Annotated in this window: 14 protein-coding genes; 10 read left to right on the forward strand and 4 right to left on the reverse strand. The window is 70.8% G+C overall.

Going from position 1 to position 16532, the window contains the following annotated elements; translation table 11 throughout:
• Nucleotides 1–62: 62 nt before the first annotated feature.
• Nucleotides 63–1265 (reverse strand): MFS transporter, encoded by a 1203-nt coding sequence (locus EDF28_RS05255; protein WP_123937401.1) that lies wholly within the window; start codon nt 1263–1265, stop codon nt 63–65.
• 90 nt (nt 1266–1355) lie between these two features.
• Between EDF28_RS05255 and EDF28_RS05260 the strand changes: the two genes are divergently transcribed.
• Nucleotides 1356–2057 (forward strand): GntR family transcriptional regulator, encoded by a 702-nt coding sequence (locus tag EDF28_RS05260; protein WP_235035805.1) that lies wholly within the window; start codon nt 1356–1358, stop codon nt 2055–2057.
• A 160-nt stretch (nt 2058–2217) separates the two neighbouring features.
• Here EDF28_RS05260 and EDF28_RS19155 read toward each other — a convergent pair whose 3' ends face one another.
• Entirely contained in the window at nt 2218–2370 is a 153-nt protein-coding gene (locus EDF28_RS19155) for a hypothetical protein (protein ID WP_185094134.1), read from the reverse strand.
• 227 nt (nt 2371–2597) lie between these two features.
• On the opposite strand from EDF28_RS19155, the gene EDF28_RS05265 reads away from it, so the two are divergent.
• From EDF28_RS05265 to EDF28_RS05295, 7 genes are all read left to right on the forward strand, one after another.
• A complete protein-coding gene (locus EDF28_RS05265) occupies nt 2598–3698 on the forward strand; it encodes a LacI family DNA-binding transcriptional regulator (RefSeq protein ID WP_228505604.1) in 1101 nt (366 codons plus the stop codon).
• Nucleotides 3699–4022: 324 nt separating this feature from the next.
• Entirely contained in the window at nt 4023–5780 is a 1758-nt protein-coding gene (locus tag EDF28_RS05270; protein WP_260154541.1) for an ABC transporter substrate-binding protein, read from the forward strand.
• Nucleotides 5777–6757, forward strand: a complete 981-nt coding sequence (locus EDF28_RS05275; protein WP_111085432.1) for an ABC transporter permease — start codon at nt 5777–5779, stop codon at nt 6755–6757. Before EDF28_RS05270 ends, EDF28_RS05275 begins: the two co-directional genes overlap by 4 nt.
• Nucleotides 6754–7698 carry an ABC transporter permease gene (locus EDF28_RS05280; protein WP_123293511.1) on the forward strand — a complete coding sequence of 315 codons (945 nt, stop codon included), beginning with the start codon at nt 6754–6756 and terminating at the stop codon, nt 7696–7698. Before EDF28_RS05275 ends, EDF28_RS05280 begins: the two co-directional genes overlap by 4 nt.
• Entirely contained in the window at nt 7695–9491 is a 1797-nt protein-coding gene (locus tag EDF28_RS05285; RefSeq protein ID WP_123937402.1) for an ABC transporter ATP-binding protein, read from the forward strand. The genes EDF28_RS05280 and EDF28_RS05285 overlap by 4 nt, the downstream gene beginning before the upstream one ends.
• On the forward strand, nt 9488–10357 hold the full coding sequence (locus tag EDF28_RS05290) for an alpha/beta fold hydrolase (protein ID WP_123937403.1): 870 nt from the start codon (nt 9488–9490) through the stop codon (nt 10355–10357). The genes EDF28_RS05285 and EDF28_RS05290 overlap by 4 nt, the downstream gene beginning before the upstream one ends.
• Before the next feature lie 12 nt (nt 10358–10369).
• Nucleotides 10370–11560, forward strand: coding sequence for a glycoside hydrolase family 1 protein (locus tag EDF28_RS05295; RefSeq protein WP_123937404.1), 1191 nt, complete (start codon nt 10370–10372; stop codon nt 11558–11560).
• A 13-nt stretch (nt 11561–11573) separates the two neighbouring features.
• On the opposite strand, the gene EDF28_RS05300 is transcribed toward EDF28_RS05295, so the two are convergent.
• Nucleotides 11574–12773 carry an ankyrin repeat domain-containing protein gene (locus EDF28_RS05300; RefSeq protein WP_123937405.1) on the reverse strand — a complete coding sequence of 400 codons (1200 nt, stop codon included), beginning with the start codon at nt 12771–12773 and terminating at the stop codon, nt 11574–11576.
• Nucleotides 12774–12859: 86 nt separating this feature from the next.
• On the opposite strand from EDF28_RS05300, the gene EDF28_RS05305 reads away from it, so the two are divergent.
• Nucleotides 12860–14536, forward strand: a complete 1677-nt coding sequence (locus EDF28_RS05305) for a GH39 family glycosyl hydrolase (protein ID WP_123937406.1) — start codon at nt 12860–12862, stop codon at nt 14534–14536.
• Entirely contained in the window at nt 14529–15659 is a 1131-nt protein-coding gene (locus tag EDF28_RS05310; RefSeq protein ID WP_123937407.1) for an acyltransferase, read from the forward strand. Before EDF28_RS05305 ends, EDF28_RS05310 begins: the two co-directional genes overlap by 8 nt.
• On the opposite strand, the gene EDF28_RS05315 is transcribed toward EDF28_RS05310, so the two are convergent.
• Nucleotides 15632–16528 carry a glycosyltransferase family 2 protein gene (locus tag EDF28_RS05315; protein ID WP_185094135.1) on the reverse strand — a complete coding sequence of 299 codons (897 nt, stop codon included), beginning with the start codon at nt 16526–16528 and terminating at the stop codon, nt 15632–15634. The genes EDF28_RS05310 and EDF28_RS05315 overlap by 28 nt on opposite strands.
• Between the last annotated feature and the right edge of the window lie 4 nt (nt 16529–16532).

Consider the following 16532-nt stretch of genomic DNA (forward strand, 5'->3'; position numbering starts at 1 on the left):
ACGGGCGTACCTGGTCAGTTCTTTCGACCAGGTACGCCCGTTCCTACAGTGCATCGCGCGGGTCAGTCGTGCGACCGGTCCGCGCGCGGGACCAGCGGCAGGGCCAGCAGCGGCAGCACGGCCACGATGCCGAACGACGCCGCGAACCCGAGCGCCGTCACCAGGGCCCCGATTCCCGGGCCGACGGCGCTCGCCGCGATGAACTGCCCGGTGTTCTGCGTGCCGAGGGCGCGACCGGACCAGAACGGCCCGGCCGCCTCGGCGACCGACGTGTAGGCCAGCCCGTTGTCCGCCACGGTGACGCTCGTCGCGATCACCAGGAACACGGCTCCGGCGGCCAGGTGCGTGACGTCGACGAGCGCGAGGAGCCCCATCACGACGGCGGCACTCACGACGACGATCCGAAGCGGTCCGACGCGTGAGCCGGCCCGGTCGCTCCAGACCCCGACCAGGATCCGTCCGATCGCCCCGACGAACTGCGACGCCCCGACGAGCAGCCCTGCCGCGGCCGTCGACCAGCCCAGTCCGACGAGCCACACCAGCCCGTAGGTCGACAGGGTGAACTGCGGCACCACGAGCAGGATCGACACCGCGTGGATCCGCCAGAGGAACCCGCTCGCCCGGTACGGGTTCGCCGTCGCGTCGGCCGGTGCGGTGTGCCGGGCCGGTCGTGGCGGGTTCTGGATGCCGATGGCGCAGAGCACCGCGAGCACGGCGCAGAGGACGATCGGCAGGACGAGGGCCGCGCGGATCCCGGGCCCCTCGGCGAGCTGCGGCACCGTGACGGCCGCGAGCGTCACCCCGAGCGGCTGCGACATCTGCCGGATGCCCATCGCGAGCCCGCGCCGCTCCTTCGGGAACCACCCGACGACGACCCGGCCGCTCGCGGCGTTCGTCGACGCGCTCGTCATGCCGCCCAGCAGGAAGGCCAGCCCGAGCAGGACCGGGTCTCCCGCGGCGAGCCATGCCCCGACCACCGCGAGGGTCGTCAGCACGAGCCCGCCGGCGATCACGATCCGTTCGCCGATCCGGTCGGTGATCGCGCCCCAGGCGATGAGGGTCAGGACCATGCCGAACGTCGGCGCGGCGGCGAGCACGCCCGCGACGGTCAGGGACGTGCCGTTCGCGTGCAGGTACGGGATGAGCAGAGCGGGAGCCGTCACCACCAGGGTCCCGGCGGCCTGCGCGGCGACCCCGAGCGCGAGCATCGTCCACGCTCGGCGGCCGATCGTGGTGGGCGTCGGGGGTGCGGCGGTCGCGGTCATCGTGGTGGCTCGCATCGTTTCATGTCGGAAGCAATTGGTATACCACAACGGTATACCATTCCGACGGTGTCCCCGCTAGAGTTGTTGGCCGTGACCGACACGACCGATGCAACCCCGGTGTCGCAGACGGCCCAGCTCTACGACAACCTGCGTGCCGCGATCCTGACGCTCGACATCGCGCCGGGTGAGCGCATCTCGGAGCGCGGTCTCGAAGCGCGGTTCCACGCCTCGCGGACCCCCGTCCGTGCCGCACTGTCGCGGCTCGAGCGCGAGGGCCTCATCCTGCACGAGGGGCGCTCGTGGACGGTCACTCCGATCGACCTCGACGAGATCGCCTCGCTCGCCGAACTCCGGGGCGTGCTCGAACCCGCCGCCACCCGACTCGCGGTCGAGCGGGCGAGCGCCGAGCAGCTCGCCGAGGTCCGCGGGCACCTCGACGCCCTGCGCCCGACGCCCGACCAGCAGGCCGGCATCCGGATGGGCTCGACGTTCCACCTCGACCTGGCGGCGCTCGGCGGCAACCGGTTCATCACCGACGCGATCGCCGATGCCCTGACCCGTCTCGAGCGCACCCGGTGGATCGAGGTCCGCACGCCCGAGGCCCGCGACGCCGCGTGGGACGAGCACAGCGCCATCATCGACGCCGTGCGCGACGGCGACGCCGACCGTGCGGCCGGGCTCGTCGCAGCGCACGTCGCCGGGACGAACGACCGGTTGCTCGGTTGGATCGCGCAGGAGCGCCGCCGACTGCGCGGCGCGGGCATGACGATCGTCGGGGCGACCGAGCGCTGACGCGAACCGCGTGACCTGACGGCACGCGTGGAGCGTGGAGCGTGACCCGATCTGCCGGGCGAGCAGGGCACTGGACGCGACCGCCCCGGAGACGCGACCCGACAGCAGGTGCCGGTCCGCGCCTCCTGGCCGTCGCCCGGTCGACGCCGGACGTGACCCGCTACGGGCGGTACGCGCGCTCCTCCGTCGCGTCGAGCTGGTCGAACGTCGAACCGCCGCCGTCGGTGCGCTCGAGCAGCGCGTCGCGCACCTCGGCCTCGTCGTGGCTCGCGCGGTTCGCCAGCTTGCTTCCGGATCGTGTCGCCTGTGACATGTCGGTGTCCTTCCCCTGCGTGTGGGCATCGTGGTGTGCGCGGGCATCCTGCCCGCCGGTGCGCTTCCTCACGGGACGTACTGAGGTCGTGACAGTGTCGCGCGGTCGCTCCGGCCGCCGCAAGGGCTTTCGTCACATGTGGAGAAGTGCCGTCACGGACCGTGCCTAGGATGGTGCGGCCGCGCCGCCCCGGTGCGCACCAGCGGACGTCGGACGGGAGGCACGGCTTGGCTGCACCACGTACCGCACCTCCCACGGTCTACGACGTCGCCAGTGCCGCGAACGTCTCGATCGCGACCGTCTCGCGCGTGCTCCGCACGCCGGACGCCGTCCGCGAGGGCACCCGGGACCGCGTCCAAGCGGCGATCCGCAGCCTCGGCTACGTGCCCTCCGGCAACGCCCGAGCCCTCGCCGGCAAGCGCACCGGCGTCGTCGGACTGCTGCTGCCCGGGTTCGACGTGGTGCCCGACGAACGGCCGGACCTGGTCACCGACGGGGGCGTCCGCGTGGTCGACGACCGCCGCCACGTGACCCAGCCGTTCTCCTCGAACCTGTACTTCGACGAGGTCCTGCGCGGCGCCGAGACCGAGGCCTGGCAGCGCGGACTCGCGCTCATGGTCGCCGCCGGTCGGGGGTCCTCGCGCGACGTGATCGTCAACGACGTCGCCGGCCGGGTGGACGGCCTCGCCGTGCTCGCGCAGACCGTGCCGGACGACCTGCTCGAGCACGTCGCGCGTCGGATCCCGGTCGTGGTGCTCGCCGACGACCGGCGGTCGCACGGGTTCGACTCCGTGAGCGTGGACAACAGCGCCGGCATGCGGACGCTCGCGTCGCACGTGATCGGGCGGCTCGGCATCCGGTCGCTCGCCTACGTCGCAGGCCCGATCGACTCACCGGACGACATGGAGCGCTCGACGGGCTTCCGGTCGGCGTTGGCGGACCACGGGGTGCCGGCGTCGTCGGTCCGGGTGGTGCACGGCGACTTCGGCCGGGCGCGGGCGCGGGAGCTGGCGGCGACGCTGCTGGCGGACGAGGTGCCCCGGGCCATCGTGTGCTCGAACGACCAGTCGGCGCTCGGGGTGCTCGACGCCGCCACCGCCCGGGGCCTGCGCGTGCCCGAGGACGTCGTCGTCACCGGGTTCGACGGCATCGACGCCGGGCGCTTCTCGTCGCCGCGGCTCACCACCGTGCACCAGCCGATGGGGGAGCTCGGGCGTGCGGCGGTGCGGGCGATCGTCGACCGGCTGGACCACCGCGAGGGGCCGCCGCGCGCCGTCCGGCTACCGGTCGAGGTGCTGCTGCGCGAGAGCTGCCCGCCGGCGCTGTGACGCGCGGCGCGGCGAGCGGCGCGGCGAGCGGCGCGGCGGTGCGGCGAGCGGCGCGGCGGTGCGTCCGCACCGTGCGGCTTTGGTCATCCCGTGCGACGTTGACCGCCCGGTGCGGGCCTGTAACCGCGCACGGAGCGGGCAGCCTCGCACCCGGCGACGGAACGCGCACCGTGCGCAGCGACCCTCGCTCCGACCCTCGCTCCGACCCTCACTGCCGCCGCCCGCCACTGCGTACCACCCCGGCACGGAACCCCGGTGTTGCGCGACGCGATGTAAGCGCATACATTGACCCAGTACCGATTCGACACGGAGGTCGACCGAGCAATGACGCTTCCCCCACAGCGCACGCGCGGCAAGCGCGACCCCGGGACCCGCGCTCCCGGAACGCGCCCCGGCAGCACCCGACGACGCGGCCGCCTCGTCGCGGCGATCGCCGGGCTCGCAGCCGTGGCCCTCATGGCCACCGGCTGCAGCATCCAGGTCCGGTCCGAACCCGATCCCACGATCGGCAAGGACACGATGCTCATCAACGCGGACCACGGCAACCCGCTGTTCGACCGCAACTTCAACCCGTACATCGCGAACGCCCGCACGGCCTCCAAGTGGATGTACGAGCCGCTCATCGAGATCAACCCGCTCGACGGCAAGGGCACCCCGTGGCTGGCCAGCAAGTGGAGCCAACCGGACGCCAGCACGATCGACATGACGATCCGCCAGGGCGTCGAGTGGTCCGACGGCTCGCCGTTCTCGGCGAAGGACGTGGCCTTCACTTTCGACCTGCTGAAGAAGTTCCCGGCGATGGACGTCAAGGGCGCCTGGCAGCACATCAAGAGCATCGAGGTGGACGGCGACCACGTCGTCTTCCACCTCAAGAGCGACGACGTGCCGAGCCTGAACATCATCGGCGCGACGTACATCCTCGGTGAGCAGCACTGGGGCGGCGTGAAGGACCCCACGACGTTCCGCGACCCGAACCCGGTCGGCACCGGTCCGTTCGTGCTCGGCAACTACACCGACCAGCAGTACTCGATGGACAAGAACCCGACGTACTGGCAGGCCGACAAGATCGCCATCAAGCACCTCATCCTGCCGGCGACGAACACGCAGCTCGACACCGTCACCCGCGGCTACGACTGGGCGTACTCGTTCATCTCGGACGTCAAGGGCACCTGGGGCGCCGCGTCGAAGACCAACCAGTGGTGGTTCCCGGCCGGTGGTGTGATCGGCCTCATCCCGAACCTGACGAAGGCCCCGTACAACGACGTCAACGTCCGCAAGGGCATCTCGCTCGCGCTGAACCGTGACGACATCGCCGAGACCGCGTCCGAGGGCAACCTGGCGGCAGCGGGCCAGACCGGCCTGATCCTGCCGAACCAGGAGAAGTACCTCAACCCGGACATCCCCGACCAGGGCATGATCACGCAGGACGTCGACGCTGCGAAGGCCGCGTTCGCGAAGTCCGGCTGGACCGAGCAGGGCGGGAAGATCATGAAGGACGGCAAGCAGCTGTCCATCACCATCATGACCGCGAACGGCTACTCGGACTGGCTCCGTGCCGCGCAGGAGGTCCGTCGCGACCTGACGGCCATCGGCGTGAAGGTGACGATCCAGGCACCGCAGCCCGCCGGCTACCAGCAGAACATCAACAACGGCACGTTCGACATGGCGATGGGCGGCATGGGGAACGGTGACGTCTACCAGGCGTTCAACTCCCTGCTCAGCAGCGACTTCTACCAGCCGGTCGGCAAGTCGACGGTGAACAACTACGAGCGCTACAAGAACGCCGACACCCAGAAGCTCCTCGACGAGTACAAGGCGACGACGGACACGGCGAAGCAGCAGGAGATCCTGAACCAGCTGCAGGAGATCGTGTACGACGAGCTGCCCGTGATCGGCATGTACTACGGCGGGCTCTGGGGGCTGTTCAACACCGGCAAGTTCGTCGGTTGGCCCAGCGCCGAGGACCCGTACATGGCCCCGCAGAACTACGACTCCGCACCGCTGCTCATCTTCTCGAAGCTCCGGCTCCGGGACAGCGCAGCCGGCCAGGAGATCCTGAAGCAGCAAGAGGACCAGAAGTGAAGTACATCCTCCAGAAACTCGTCCTCTTCGTCCTGACCCTCTGGGCCGCGGTCACGCTGAACTTCGTGCTCCCGCGCCTCATGCCGGGCAGCCCGTCGGACGCCGCGCTGGCGAAGCTCAGCCAGAACGGCCCCGTCACCGAAGCCACCAAGAAGGCCATCGAGGCCCAGCTCGGCGTCCCCACGGGCAACCTGTGGGACCAGTACGTCAACTACCTGCACCAGGTCGTCACACTCGACTTCGGGGTGAGCTACACGTTCTACCCGCAGCCGGTCGGCGACCTGGTGTCGAAGGCCCTGCCGTACACGCTCATCCTGGTCGGCGTCGTCACGATCCTCGCGTTCGTCCTCGGCACCCTGATCGGCGTCGCGGCGGCGTGGAAGCGCGGCACCTGGCTGGACTCGCTCCCGACGCTGTCGGGCTCCTTCATGTCGACGTTCCCGTACTTCTGGACCGCCCTGCTCCTGCTGTTCTTCCTCGGCTACGTGCTGCACTGGTTCCCGACGACGGGTGCCTACTCGGCGACCACCACCCCGGGGCTCAACGGCGCGTTCGCGGCCGATGCCCTGCAGCACGCGGTGCTGCCAGCGGTGACGATCCTCGTGACGAGCCTCGGCGGCTGGATCATCGGCATGCGCAACGCGATGATCAACACCCTCGGTGACGACTACGTGACCTTCGCCGAGGCGAACGGTCTGCGCGGCCGCACCGTGGCCGTCCGGTACGCGGCGCGGAACGCGATCCTGCCGAACCTGACCGGCTTCGGTCTGGCACTCGGTGGCGTGGTCGGCGGTTCGGTGCTGGTCGAGCAGGTCTTCGGCTACCCCGGCATCGGCTACCTGCTGTTCAACGCCGTCATCGGGCAGGACTACCCGCTGATGCAGGCCCTCTTCCTGATGATCACCGTGTCGGTGCTCATCGCCAACTTCATCGTGGACGTCATGTACGGCGTCCTGGACCCGAGGACGCGCCGATGACCAACAACGCCACTGTCGCTGTCCGGACCCAGGACACCGACGAACAACAGGCTCCTTCCAAGTGGAAGAGCATCGCCCGCCAGTTCGGCGTCGTCTGGTCGAACTCGAAGGCCCGGATCGGCATCATCATCCTCGCGGTGTTCGTGCTCGTCGCGATCTTCGCGCCGCTCCTGGCCCCGTACGGTGCCAGCCAGAACGGCTTCGCCCGGTCCGCCGACGCGACCGCCGACCACTGGATGGGCACCACCGCCGCCGGCGAGGACGTCCTGTCCCAGATCATCTACGGCGCACGGATCTCCGTGATGGTGGGTGCCGTCGCCGGCATCCTGTCGACGCTCGTCGCCGTCGCGATCGGCCTCAGCTGGGGCTACGTCCGCGGGTGGATCGGCGAGGTCATCGGCTTCATCGTGAACCTGTTCCTGGTCATCCCGGGCCTGCCCCTGATGATCGTCATCGCGGCGTACCTGCAGAACGGCGGCATCGCGGTCATCATCGCGGTGATCGTCGTCACCGGCTGGGCCTGGGGCGCGCGCGTGCTGCGCAGCCAGACGCAGTCCCTGCGCGGTCGCGACTTCGTGACGGCGGCGCAGTTCTCGGGTGACGGTGCGACCCGCATCGTGTTCCGCGAGATCCTGCCGAACATGACCTCGCTCATCGTCGGCTCGTTCTTCGGAGCGGCCACGAGCGCGATCCTGGCCGAGGCGGGCCTCGAGTTCCTCGGGCTCGGCGACTCGTCGATCGTCAGCTGGGGCACGATCCTCTACTGGGCGCAGAACTCCAACGCGCTGCTCACCGGCCAGTGGATCCTGCTCTTCGCCCCCGGCCTCTGCATCGCGCTGCTCGCGATGAGCCTCACCCTGATCAACTTCGGCGTCGACGCCGTGTCCAACCCGCGGCTGCGCGAAGGCGCGCGCCCGAAGCGCAAGGAGGCGACCGCATGAGCGGCTCGCGTACGACGCAACCAGCAGACGGCCTGGAGGCGCGGGACGGCGCCGCCACGGGCCTCCCGTCCGACGGTGGTGACGCCCAGAGCGTCCTGCTGGACGTCCGCGACCTGTCGGTCGTGTACGAATCGGCCGGCCAGACGGCCGTCCAGGCGGTCGACCACGTGTCGTTCAGCTTGCGGAAGGGCGAGTTCGTCGGCCTCGTCGGCGAGTCCGGTTCGGGCAAGTCGACGCTCGGCTACGCGCTGACGCGTCTGCAGAAGCCGCCGGCGCGGACGAACGGCGGCAGCATCGTCTTCAACGGCCACGACATCCGTGACCTCGACGAGGAAGCGCTCCGGCAGCAGCGCCAGGGCGGCTTCGCGATGGTGCTGCAGTCCGGCATGAACGCGCTCAACCCGGTGCGCACCGTCCGGAACCACTTCATCGACATCTTCAAGGCGCACGGCCACGTGTCGCGCGACCGGTGGGACGCCCGGATGAAGGAGCTCATCGAGAAGGTGAAGCTGCCGACGTCGATGCTCGCCCGGTTCCCCGGGGAGCTCTCCGGCGGCATGCGGCAGCGTGTCTCGATCGCCCTGGCCCTGTCGCTCGAACCGCAGCTCATGGTGTTCGACGAGCCGACCACGGCACTCGACGTGCTCGTGCAGCACGCCGTCATGGACACGATCATCGAGCTGCAGCAGGCCGAGGGCTTCACGGCGATCCTGATCAGCCACGACCTCGGCATCGTGCTCGAGGCCACCGAGCGCGTGCTCGTCATGCACGAGGGCCGCATCGTCGAGGACGGCGGCTCGAAGGAGCTCCTGCGCAACCCGCAGGACGAGTACACGCAGATGCTGCTGTCGCACTACGCCGACCCGCGGGCCGAGATCGTGTCCCTGCCCGGGTTCCCGGACCGGTCGCAGCGTGCGACGTCCGGCGAGAAGCGGCAGGAGGCCACGTCGTCGTTCAGCACCGTCGGGTCGCGTGAGCGCTCGGCGGCGAAGAACCCGATCGTCGTCTCGAACATCGTGAAGACCTACCCGGCGCCGCGCCGCGGCGAGCAGCCCGTGCAGGCGGTGCGCGACGTGTCGTTCACCCTCGAGCCGGGGCAGTCGCTCGCCCTGGTCGGCCAGTCCGGTTCGGGCAAGTCGACCATCGCGAAGCTCCTGACCGGGGTCGAGAAGCCGACGACCGGCACCGTCCGGTTCGGCGACCTCGACGTCGCACGCCTGGGCAAGCGCGGCCTGCGGGACCTCCGCTCCGAGGTGCAGATGGTGTTCCAGGACCCGTACGCGGCGCTCAACCCGCTGCACACCGTGGAGTACACGCTGTCCCGCCCGATCGCGAACTACACGGACCTGACGGGGCAGGACGCCCGGCGCCGCGTGCTCGAGCTCCTCGAGACCGTGGGCCTGACCCCGGTCGAGCAGTTCGCGCAGAAGCTCCCGCACCAGCTCTCCGGTGGGCAGCGGCAGCGCGTCGTCATCGCCCGGGCACTCGCGTCCGACCCGCAGGTGATCATCGCCGACGAGCCGGTCTCGATGCTCGACGTGACGTTGCGCGCCGGCGTGCTCGCCCTGCTCGAGGACCTGCGCGAGCAGTGGGGCGTCTCGCTCCTCTACATCACGCACGACCTGCTCAGCGCGCGGCTCATCACCGACGACATCATGGTGCTCCACGAGGGTGCCGTGGTCGAGCGGGGACGGACGGCCGAGGTGCTGCAGAACCCGCAGGACCCGTACACGATCGCCCTGCTCGACGCCGTGCCGAACCCCCGCCGCGCCCTCGCGGAGGGCCGGCTGTGACCACGCTGCACGACTTCCCGGCGGTGCCGGCGTTCGGCCACCTGCCGACGCCGGACGGGGTCGACGTCGTCGGGATCGACCTGCCGATCGGCCGCCTCACGGCGTACCGGATCGTGCCGTCCGGGGTGTCGAAGGGCGTCGTGCTCATCGTCCCGGGCTACACCGGCTCCAAGGAGGACTGGCGCACGTTCCTGCCGCTCCTCCGCGACGCCGGGTGGTCGGCGGTGGCGATCAGCCGCCGTGGACAGGCCGACTCGGTCTCGCCCGACGACCGCACGGCGTACACGCTCGAGCAGGAGGCCGCCGACGTCGTCCGTGTCGCCGAACTGCTCGACGACGGCGCTCCGGTCCACCTCGTCGGCCACTCGCTCGGCGGCGTGATCGTCCGCGCCGCAGCGATCGCCTCGCCGACGTCGTTCCGCGACGTGACGATGTTCTGCTCCGGCCCGCACGGCTGGTCGTACCGCAAGGCCGCCGAGAAGACGATCGTCGCCGACACGGGCTCCAACCGTGCGCTGTTCGACGCGCAGAACCCGCTCTGGGCCGGCCGCCCCGACGCCGAACTCCCCGACGACGCCCGGATGGTCCGCGAACGCTTCGACCACACGAGCGTCCTCAGCGTCCTCGGCGGCGCGGCGGTCCTCGAGGACCGCGCCGACACCACCGAGGAACTCCGCGCGACCGGACTGCCGGTGCTCGTGGCGCACGGCGTCTGGGACGGCGCCTGGCCGATCCCGTGGCAGGCGGACATGGCGTCGCGTCTCGGTGCGTCGTACGAGGTGATCGCCGAGAGCTACCACGGCCCCCAGATCGAGAACCCGCTCGGCACGGTCGCCGTCTTCGATGCGTTCATGAACGCCCACTGAAAGGACCCCGTCATCAGCACGCTCGACTTCCCGAAGGGCTTCCTCTGGGGCGCCGCCACCGCCGCGCACCAGATCGAGGGCAACAACGTCAACTCGAACTGGTGGGTGCACGAGCACGAGCCGGACACCACCATCGTCGAGCCGTCCGGCGACGCCGCGGACAGCTACCACCGCTACCGCGAGGACATCCGGATCGCCGCCGAGCTCGGCCTGAACTCGTACCGGTTCAGCATCGAGTGGGCGCGCATCGAGCCGGAACGCGGGTCCGTCAGCCGCGCCGAGATCGACCACTACCGCCGCATGGTCGACGCCTGCCACGAGTTCGGCATCGAGCCGATCGTCACGCTCATGCACTTCACGGTGCCCCGCTGGTTCGAACGCGACGGCTTCTGGCGCGCACCCGACGCGGCCGACCTGTTCGCCCGCTACACCGAGGCCGCGCTGCCCGTGGTGTCCGACGGTGTCCGGTACGTCTGCACGATCAACGAGCCGAACATCGCCGCGATGCTCGCCGGCGGCGAGGACGCGTCGAACCTGGTGGCGTACGGCCTGCCGAACCCGGACCTGGGCGTCGCCGACGCCCTGCTCGAGTCCCACAAGCGTTCGCGGGAGGTGCTCTCCCAGGTGGATGGCATCCAGAGCGGCTGGACCGTCGCGACGCAGGCGTTCAAGTCCAACGGTGAGCCCGGCGCGGACGCGATGCTCCGCGAGTACGGGTACCCGCGCGACGACTGGTACCTGGAGAACGCCGCCGGCGACGACTTCCTCGGCGTGCAGGCGTACACCCGGACCTTCATCGGCGCTTCCGGCCCGTTGCCCGTGGCGGACGACGTCGAGACGACCCTGACCGGCTGGGAGTTCTACCCGGAGGCCTCGGCCGACGGGCTGCGCAGCGCGTGGGAGCTGTCCGGCGGTGTCCCGCTGATGATCACCGAGAACGGCATCGCCACCGCCGACGACACCCGTCGACAGGCGTACACGCAGGGCGCGCTCGAGGGCATCCACCGCTGCATCGACGACGGCATCGAGGTCCTCGGCTACCAGCACTGGTCGCTCCTGGACAACTACGAGTGGGCGTCCGGCTTCCGTCCGACCTTCGGCCTGGTGTCGTGGGACCCGGAGACGTTCGAGCGCACGCCGAAGCCGTCCGCGCACTGGTACGGGAAGGTCGCCCAGGCGAACGCCATCGAGACGGCGGAGTAGCCCGCCGGCTCGATCAGCTCCCCGAGTAGTAGTGCGCCAACTGCTCCGCGACCGCTCGGTCGCGGAGCAGTTCTGCGCGAGCGGTGGCGGTCGAGCCCTCGTCGTCCTCGGCGTTCACGTCGACGTCCAGGGCGAGCACGGACCGCACCGTGTCCAGGTCACCGGAGTCGACCGCGGCGATCAGCAGGGACGCGCCCCGTGAGCCGAGCGCCCTGGTGTCCGCACCCGCGGCGGCGAGCGAACGCACGATCGCGGCGTGGCCACCCCAGGCGGCGCGGACGATCGGGGTGTTGCCGTCGGTGTCCCGGGCCTCCAGGTCGGCGCCCGCAGCCACGAGCACGTCGATCGCCCGACGTGCATCGCGGTCGATCGCCAGCGTCAGCGGCGTCCGCCCCTCGGTGTCGGTGAGTTGCAGCGACGCGCCGCGGCGCAGGAGTTCCTCGAGCATCTCGGGCCGGTCGAACCACGCGGCGGCGTGCAGCGGGGCGACGCCCCAGCGCGGGTCGACGTCGTCGACGTCACTCGCGTCGTCGGCCAGGTGCAGTCCGCCCAGGTCGCCGTACGCGGCGGCACGCACCACCTCGGTGGCGTACTCGACCCAGCCGTCCGGCACCGGACCGTGCCAGCCGCGCGCCGGCCGTGCATCGAGCTCCGTGTAGACGGACTCGGGCACGCTGCGGATCGCGACCCGGACGCCCCGGAAGCGGATCGCGACCTCGCCGACGGGGGAGACGAGCAGGCGGAGCTCCCACTGGTCGAGCTCGTGCAGGTACTCGAGCTCACCGCGCACGACGTGGGCGTCCCCGGCGAGCAGTGCTGCGGGGTCGGTGTGGGGTGGGTCCACCACCGCGTCGCGGAGTCGGAGCGTGACCTTGGCGTGGTTCCACCGGCGCCACAGGCCGTCGGGGGTGTCGAGCACCTCGTCGTTGCGGACGATGACCTCGGTGTGCACGACGACCGGGTCGGGGACGCCGTGGCCCGGCAGGTCGACCGCCGTCCCGGTGTCGTCGTCGTCCTCGTCGTCCGGGTGCGCGGGGTCCGGGTGCTCGACGTCCCACCGTGCGATGCGGGAGTCCGTCCACTTGACGGTCAGGAGTGCGGCGACGGCCGGGGGAGCGTCCTCGAGCACGCGGGCGACGTGTTCCCGCTGCCCGTCGAAGTCCTCGAGGGAGACGTAGCCCACGGACGGCCAGTTCACTCGACTCCATCGCACGGCCCGAGACTAGTTGACGCCACTTCCGAACTCGGCGTCATTCAACATGTTTGGCGTCGGTACCGGCACCGGGCGAGCGTGGTGGGATGCCATCGACCCACGTCCCGTCCGACTCCCGACCTCCCGCGACCCGTCCCCGCAGGAGAGCCTCCGGCGTCGTCGTCCTCGCCGCGGCGACGACCCTGCTGCTGTTCGCCGAAGCGACTGTGCGGCAGCCGGCCCACGCCGCCGGAGCATCGACGGCGACCGCTCGACCGACGATCCAGCCGATGTCGGCCAACGGTCTCTTCGCACCGGATCAACCGGTCACGTTCGCAGTCGGTGCCGCGGGGACACCGGCGCTCGCGGACGTGGGCTGGCGGATCACCGACGCCAGAGGCGTGCTCGTCGAAGCCGGCGACGCCGTCGTCGGTTCCTCCGGACGAGCGGAGATCCGTCCGACTCGACGTCTCAACGCGGGCACGTACCGCGTGACGGCGCACGGCCCCGCTCTGCCCGAGACGTCCTTCCGGTTCGTCCGGACGCCGGGCGTCGAGCACCGTGACGCCTTCTTCAACGTCACGATGAACGGCTCGCCCGGGCCGGTCGCCGCGGCGCTCCCGACACTCGACGGGCTGGGCGCCGCGGGCTTCCGCCAGGACCTGCAGTGGTCCACCGTCGAGAAGGTGCCGGGCGTGTTCGACTTCCGTAGCACTGATGCGCGAGTGGACCCCATCGTGCGCGACCGTGGCGTCGCTCCGCTGTTCGTCCTCGACTACGGTCACATGGCGTACACCGGCGGCGCGATGACCCCGCCGGACGTCTCGGACCCGGCGCAGACAGCAGCCTGGCGCCGGTTCGTGTCCGAGGCGGTGACGCACATGCGCGACCGGTACCCGGACGCCGACCGCTCGTTCGAGATCTGGAACGAGTGGACGAACACCCACGGCACCCGGTCCGCCGACCCTGCCGCGTACATCGCGCTGTCACGGGTCACGGCCGCGACGATCAGGAGCGTCGACCCGGATGCACGGATCGTCGGGCCGGCCGAGAACGCCGTGTCGTCGGGCGAACTCCGCTGGCTCGACGAGTGGTTCCGGCTCGGTGGTGCCGACCACATCGATGCGATCAGCGTGCACCCGTACAACCAGCCGTACGCGCCGGAGCACTGTGTCGCGACGAACCCGTGCATCGAGAACGCGCTTCGTTGGCTCCGGGACAAAGCGGCGAAGTACCCCCGTGCGAACGGCGAACCGTTGCCGATCTGGATCACCGAGGTCGGATGGCCGACCCCGAACGGCAGGCCAGGCTGGGTCTCCGAGGACGACCAGGCGGCGTTCCTGGTCCGGACCCACGTGCTCGCCGCGCAGTACGGCGTCGAGCGGGTGTTCTCGTTCGAGATGGCCGCCCCGGACCAACCTGATCCGGACGGCAGTGCCAGGACCTTCGGGCTCGTCGACGCGCCGAGCCGCGCGTACGAGCCGAAGCCCGCTGCCGCTGCGTACGCGACGATGCAGCGCCAGCTCGCCGGCATGCGGTTCGCCGGTCAGTTCGTGACGGGTGCCGTGCGCGAAGCCCGGTTCGTCTCGGCCGACGGCACACGCTCGGTGCGGGTCGTGTGGCAGACCGCTGACCGGTTCGACGAACTGCCCATCAGTGTGGGTCTGCCCGGCGACGGCACCATCGTCGACGCCTACGGGGGCACGAAAGCCGTCCGGGGAACCGGTGGCAAGCTCGCGATGTCGGCGACGTGGAAGCCCCGGTTCGTGGTCTGGAATGGGTGAACCGGCGGACCGCCTCACGCAACTCGACGGGCTCCGCGGCCTCGCGGTCCTGCTCGTCGTCGCGTCGCACACCGCAGAGTCGGTCGTCCCCTACGGCGGGGTCGTCGGGGTGACGACCTTCTTCGTGCTCTCCGGCTTCGTGATCACCCGGGCGCTCCTCGACGAGGCCGAGCGTGCCGGGCGGATCCACCTCGGCCGGTTCTGGCTCCGCCGCGCGGCACGGCTGCTCCCGGCGTGGACGGCCGTCCTGGTGGTGGTGACCGTCGCGGTGATCGTGCTGGCAGACCCGATCCGCGGTGATCTGCCCCGCGTCCTCGCCACCGTCGGGTCCTACACGGGCAACCACGCCCGGGTACTCGGCGTCGAGCTCGGACCGTTCGAGCACACCTGGTCGCTCGCCGTCGAAGAGCAGTTCTACCTCGTCTGGCCCCTCGTCCTCATCCTGCTCGGCGTCCTCGCCCGCACTCGGCCCCGCACTGCCGCGGTCGCGCTCTGCGGACTCGTCGGTGCTGCGGTCACCTGGCGGGTCGTCGGCACGGTCGTGCTGCCGTACGACCGCCTGGCGTACGGGCTCGACACGAGCGCCGCCGCCCTGCTCGTGGGTGCGCTCGCCGCGTTCGCCGTGCGCACGGGCAGTCTCCGCGGTCTCGGTCAGATCGACTTGCGGACCGGACGTCCGAGCGCCGTCGTGCTCGGGGTCGGCGGCGTGGGCGCGACACTGCTCGTGGTGCTGTCGGCGTGCACGCTGCCGATCACGGTCGGGTCCCTGCCCGGTGCGGCTCGCTGGGTCGAGACGGCAGCGGTGGCGGTCGCAGCGCTCGTCGTCGTCGCAGGGGCGCTCGGTGGTGCTCCCGCGCTCGACCTGGCGATCGCCCGCTGGTTCGGGACCATCTCGTACGGGCTCTACTTGTGGCACTACCCGCTGCTCCGAATCGAGCCCGGGGGTGACCCGTCCACCGGTGTGGTGCGCCTGGGGCTCGCTCTGGTGGGCATCGGTGTGGCCTCGGCATCGTGGTACCTGCTCGAGCGGCCGGTGCTCCGCGCGACACGGTCGTGGGGCAGACACCCCACGACCCGTCCCGCGGCCGGCGCACCTCAGCGCGTGCGTGGGTGCACGGGGTGACGGTGCCCGGCGTCATCGCGGCCGAACCACCCCTGCCACCGCCCGGCGAGCTGGGCGTGCTGTTGCTCGACCGCGGCGGCGTCGCGCCGGACGCGAGCGATCACGAGCGCGACCACCGATCGGCTGACCCAGTAGCTCGCCTGCCCCCAGCAACCGTGCTTCCGGAGCACTCGCCCGAACCCGCGGTTGTACCGCCTGACCTTTGCGAGGACCGCGGTGGTGGGTCCGTCGTCGCGGAAGTCGCCGTGGTGCACGTACAGGTCCGCGTCGAAGTCGACCCGCACCCCGGCCTCGACCGCGCGCATGACCAGGTCGTTCTCCTCGCCGGAGCCGAAGGGCTCCACACCCGACCCGAGCGTGTCGTCGAAGTCCCCGATGTCGTCGAGGACCTCTCGCCGGAAGAACACCCCGGAGCAGATGACGGTGCGCGGGACGTCCCGCACCCGGATCCGTCGGGATCGCCCGAGCCACCGGAGCATGGTGCCTCGGCCGGTCGCGTCCTTCGTCGGGATGCACAAACCGCCGAGCCGGGGTTCTTCGTCCACCCTGCTGAACCGGGCATCGATCGCGGACAGCACGCCGGTCGGGTACCAGCAGTCGTCGTCCGGGAACCCGACGAGGTCAGCGCGGAGCATTCGCATCCCAGCGTTCCGGGCGGTACTCACACCGCTGGCGCCGGGCTGGTGGATGTACTCACCGTCGCCGTCCCGGATCATCGCCGCGAGCCGGTCGGGTACTTCGGGGACCGGGCGCTGCGCGACGACCGAGAGGAAGACCCGGTACGGCTCGGCTTGGATCGACCGGATCGCTCGGTCGAGGTACTCGGGCGGCCGGTTCGTGGCGATGATCAAGTGGAATCGATGGTGCATCGGG

Origin of the sequence: Curtobacterium sp. PhB137 (assembly GCF_003814955.1) — a bacterium.
GTDB lineage: Bacteria > Actinomycetota > Actinomycetes > Actinomycetales > Microbacteriaceae > Curtobacterium.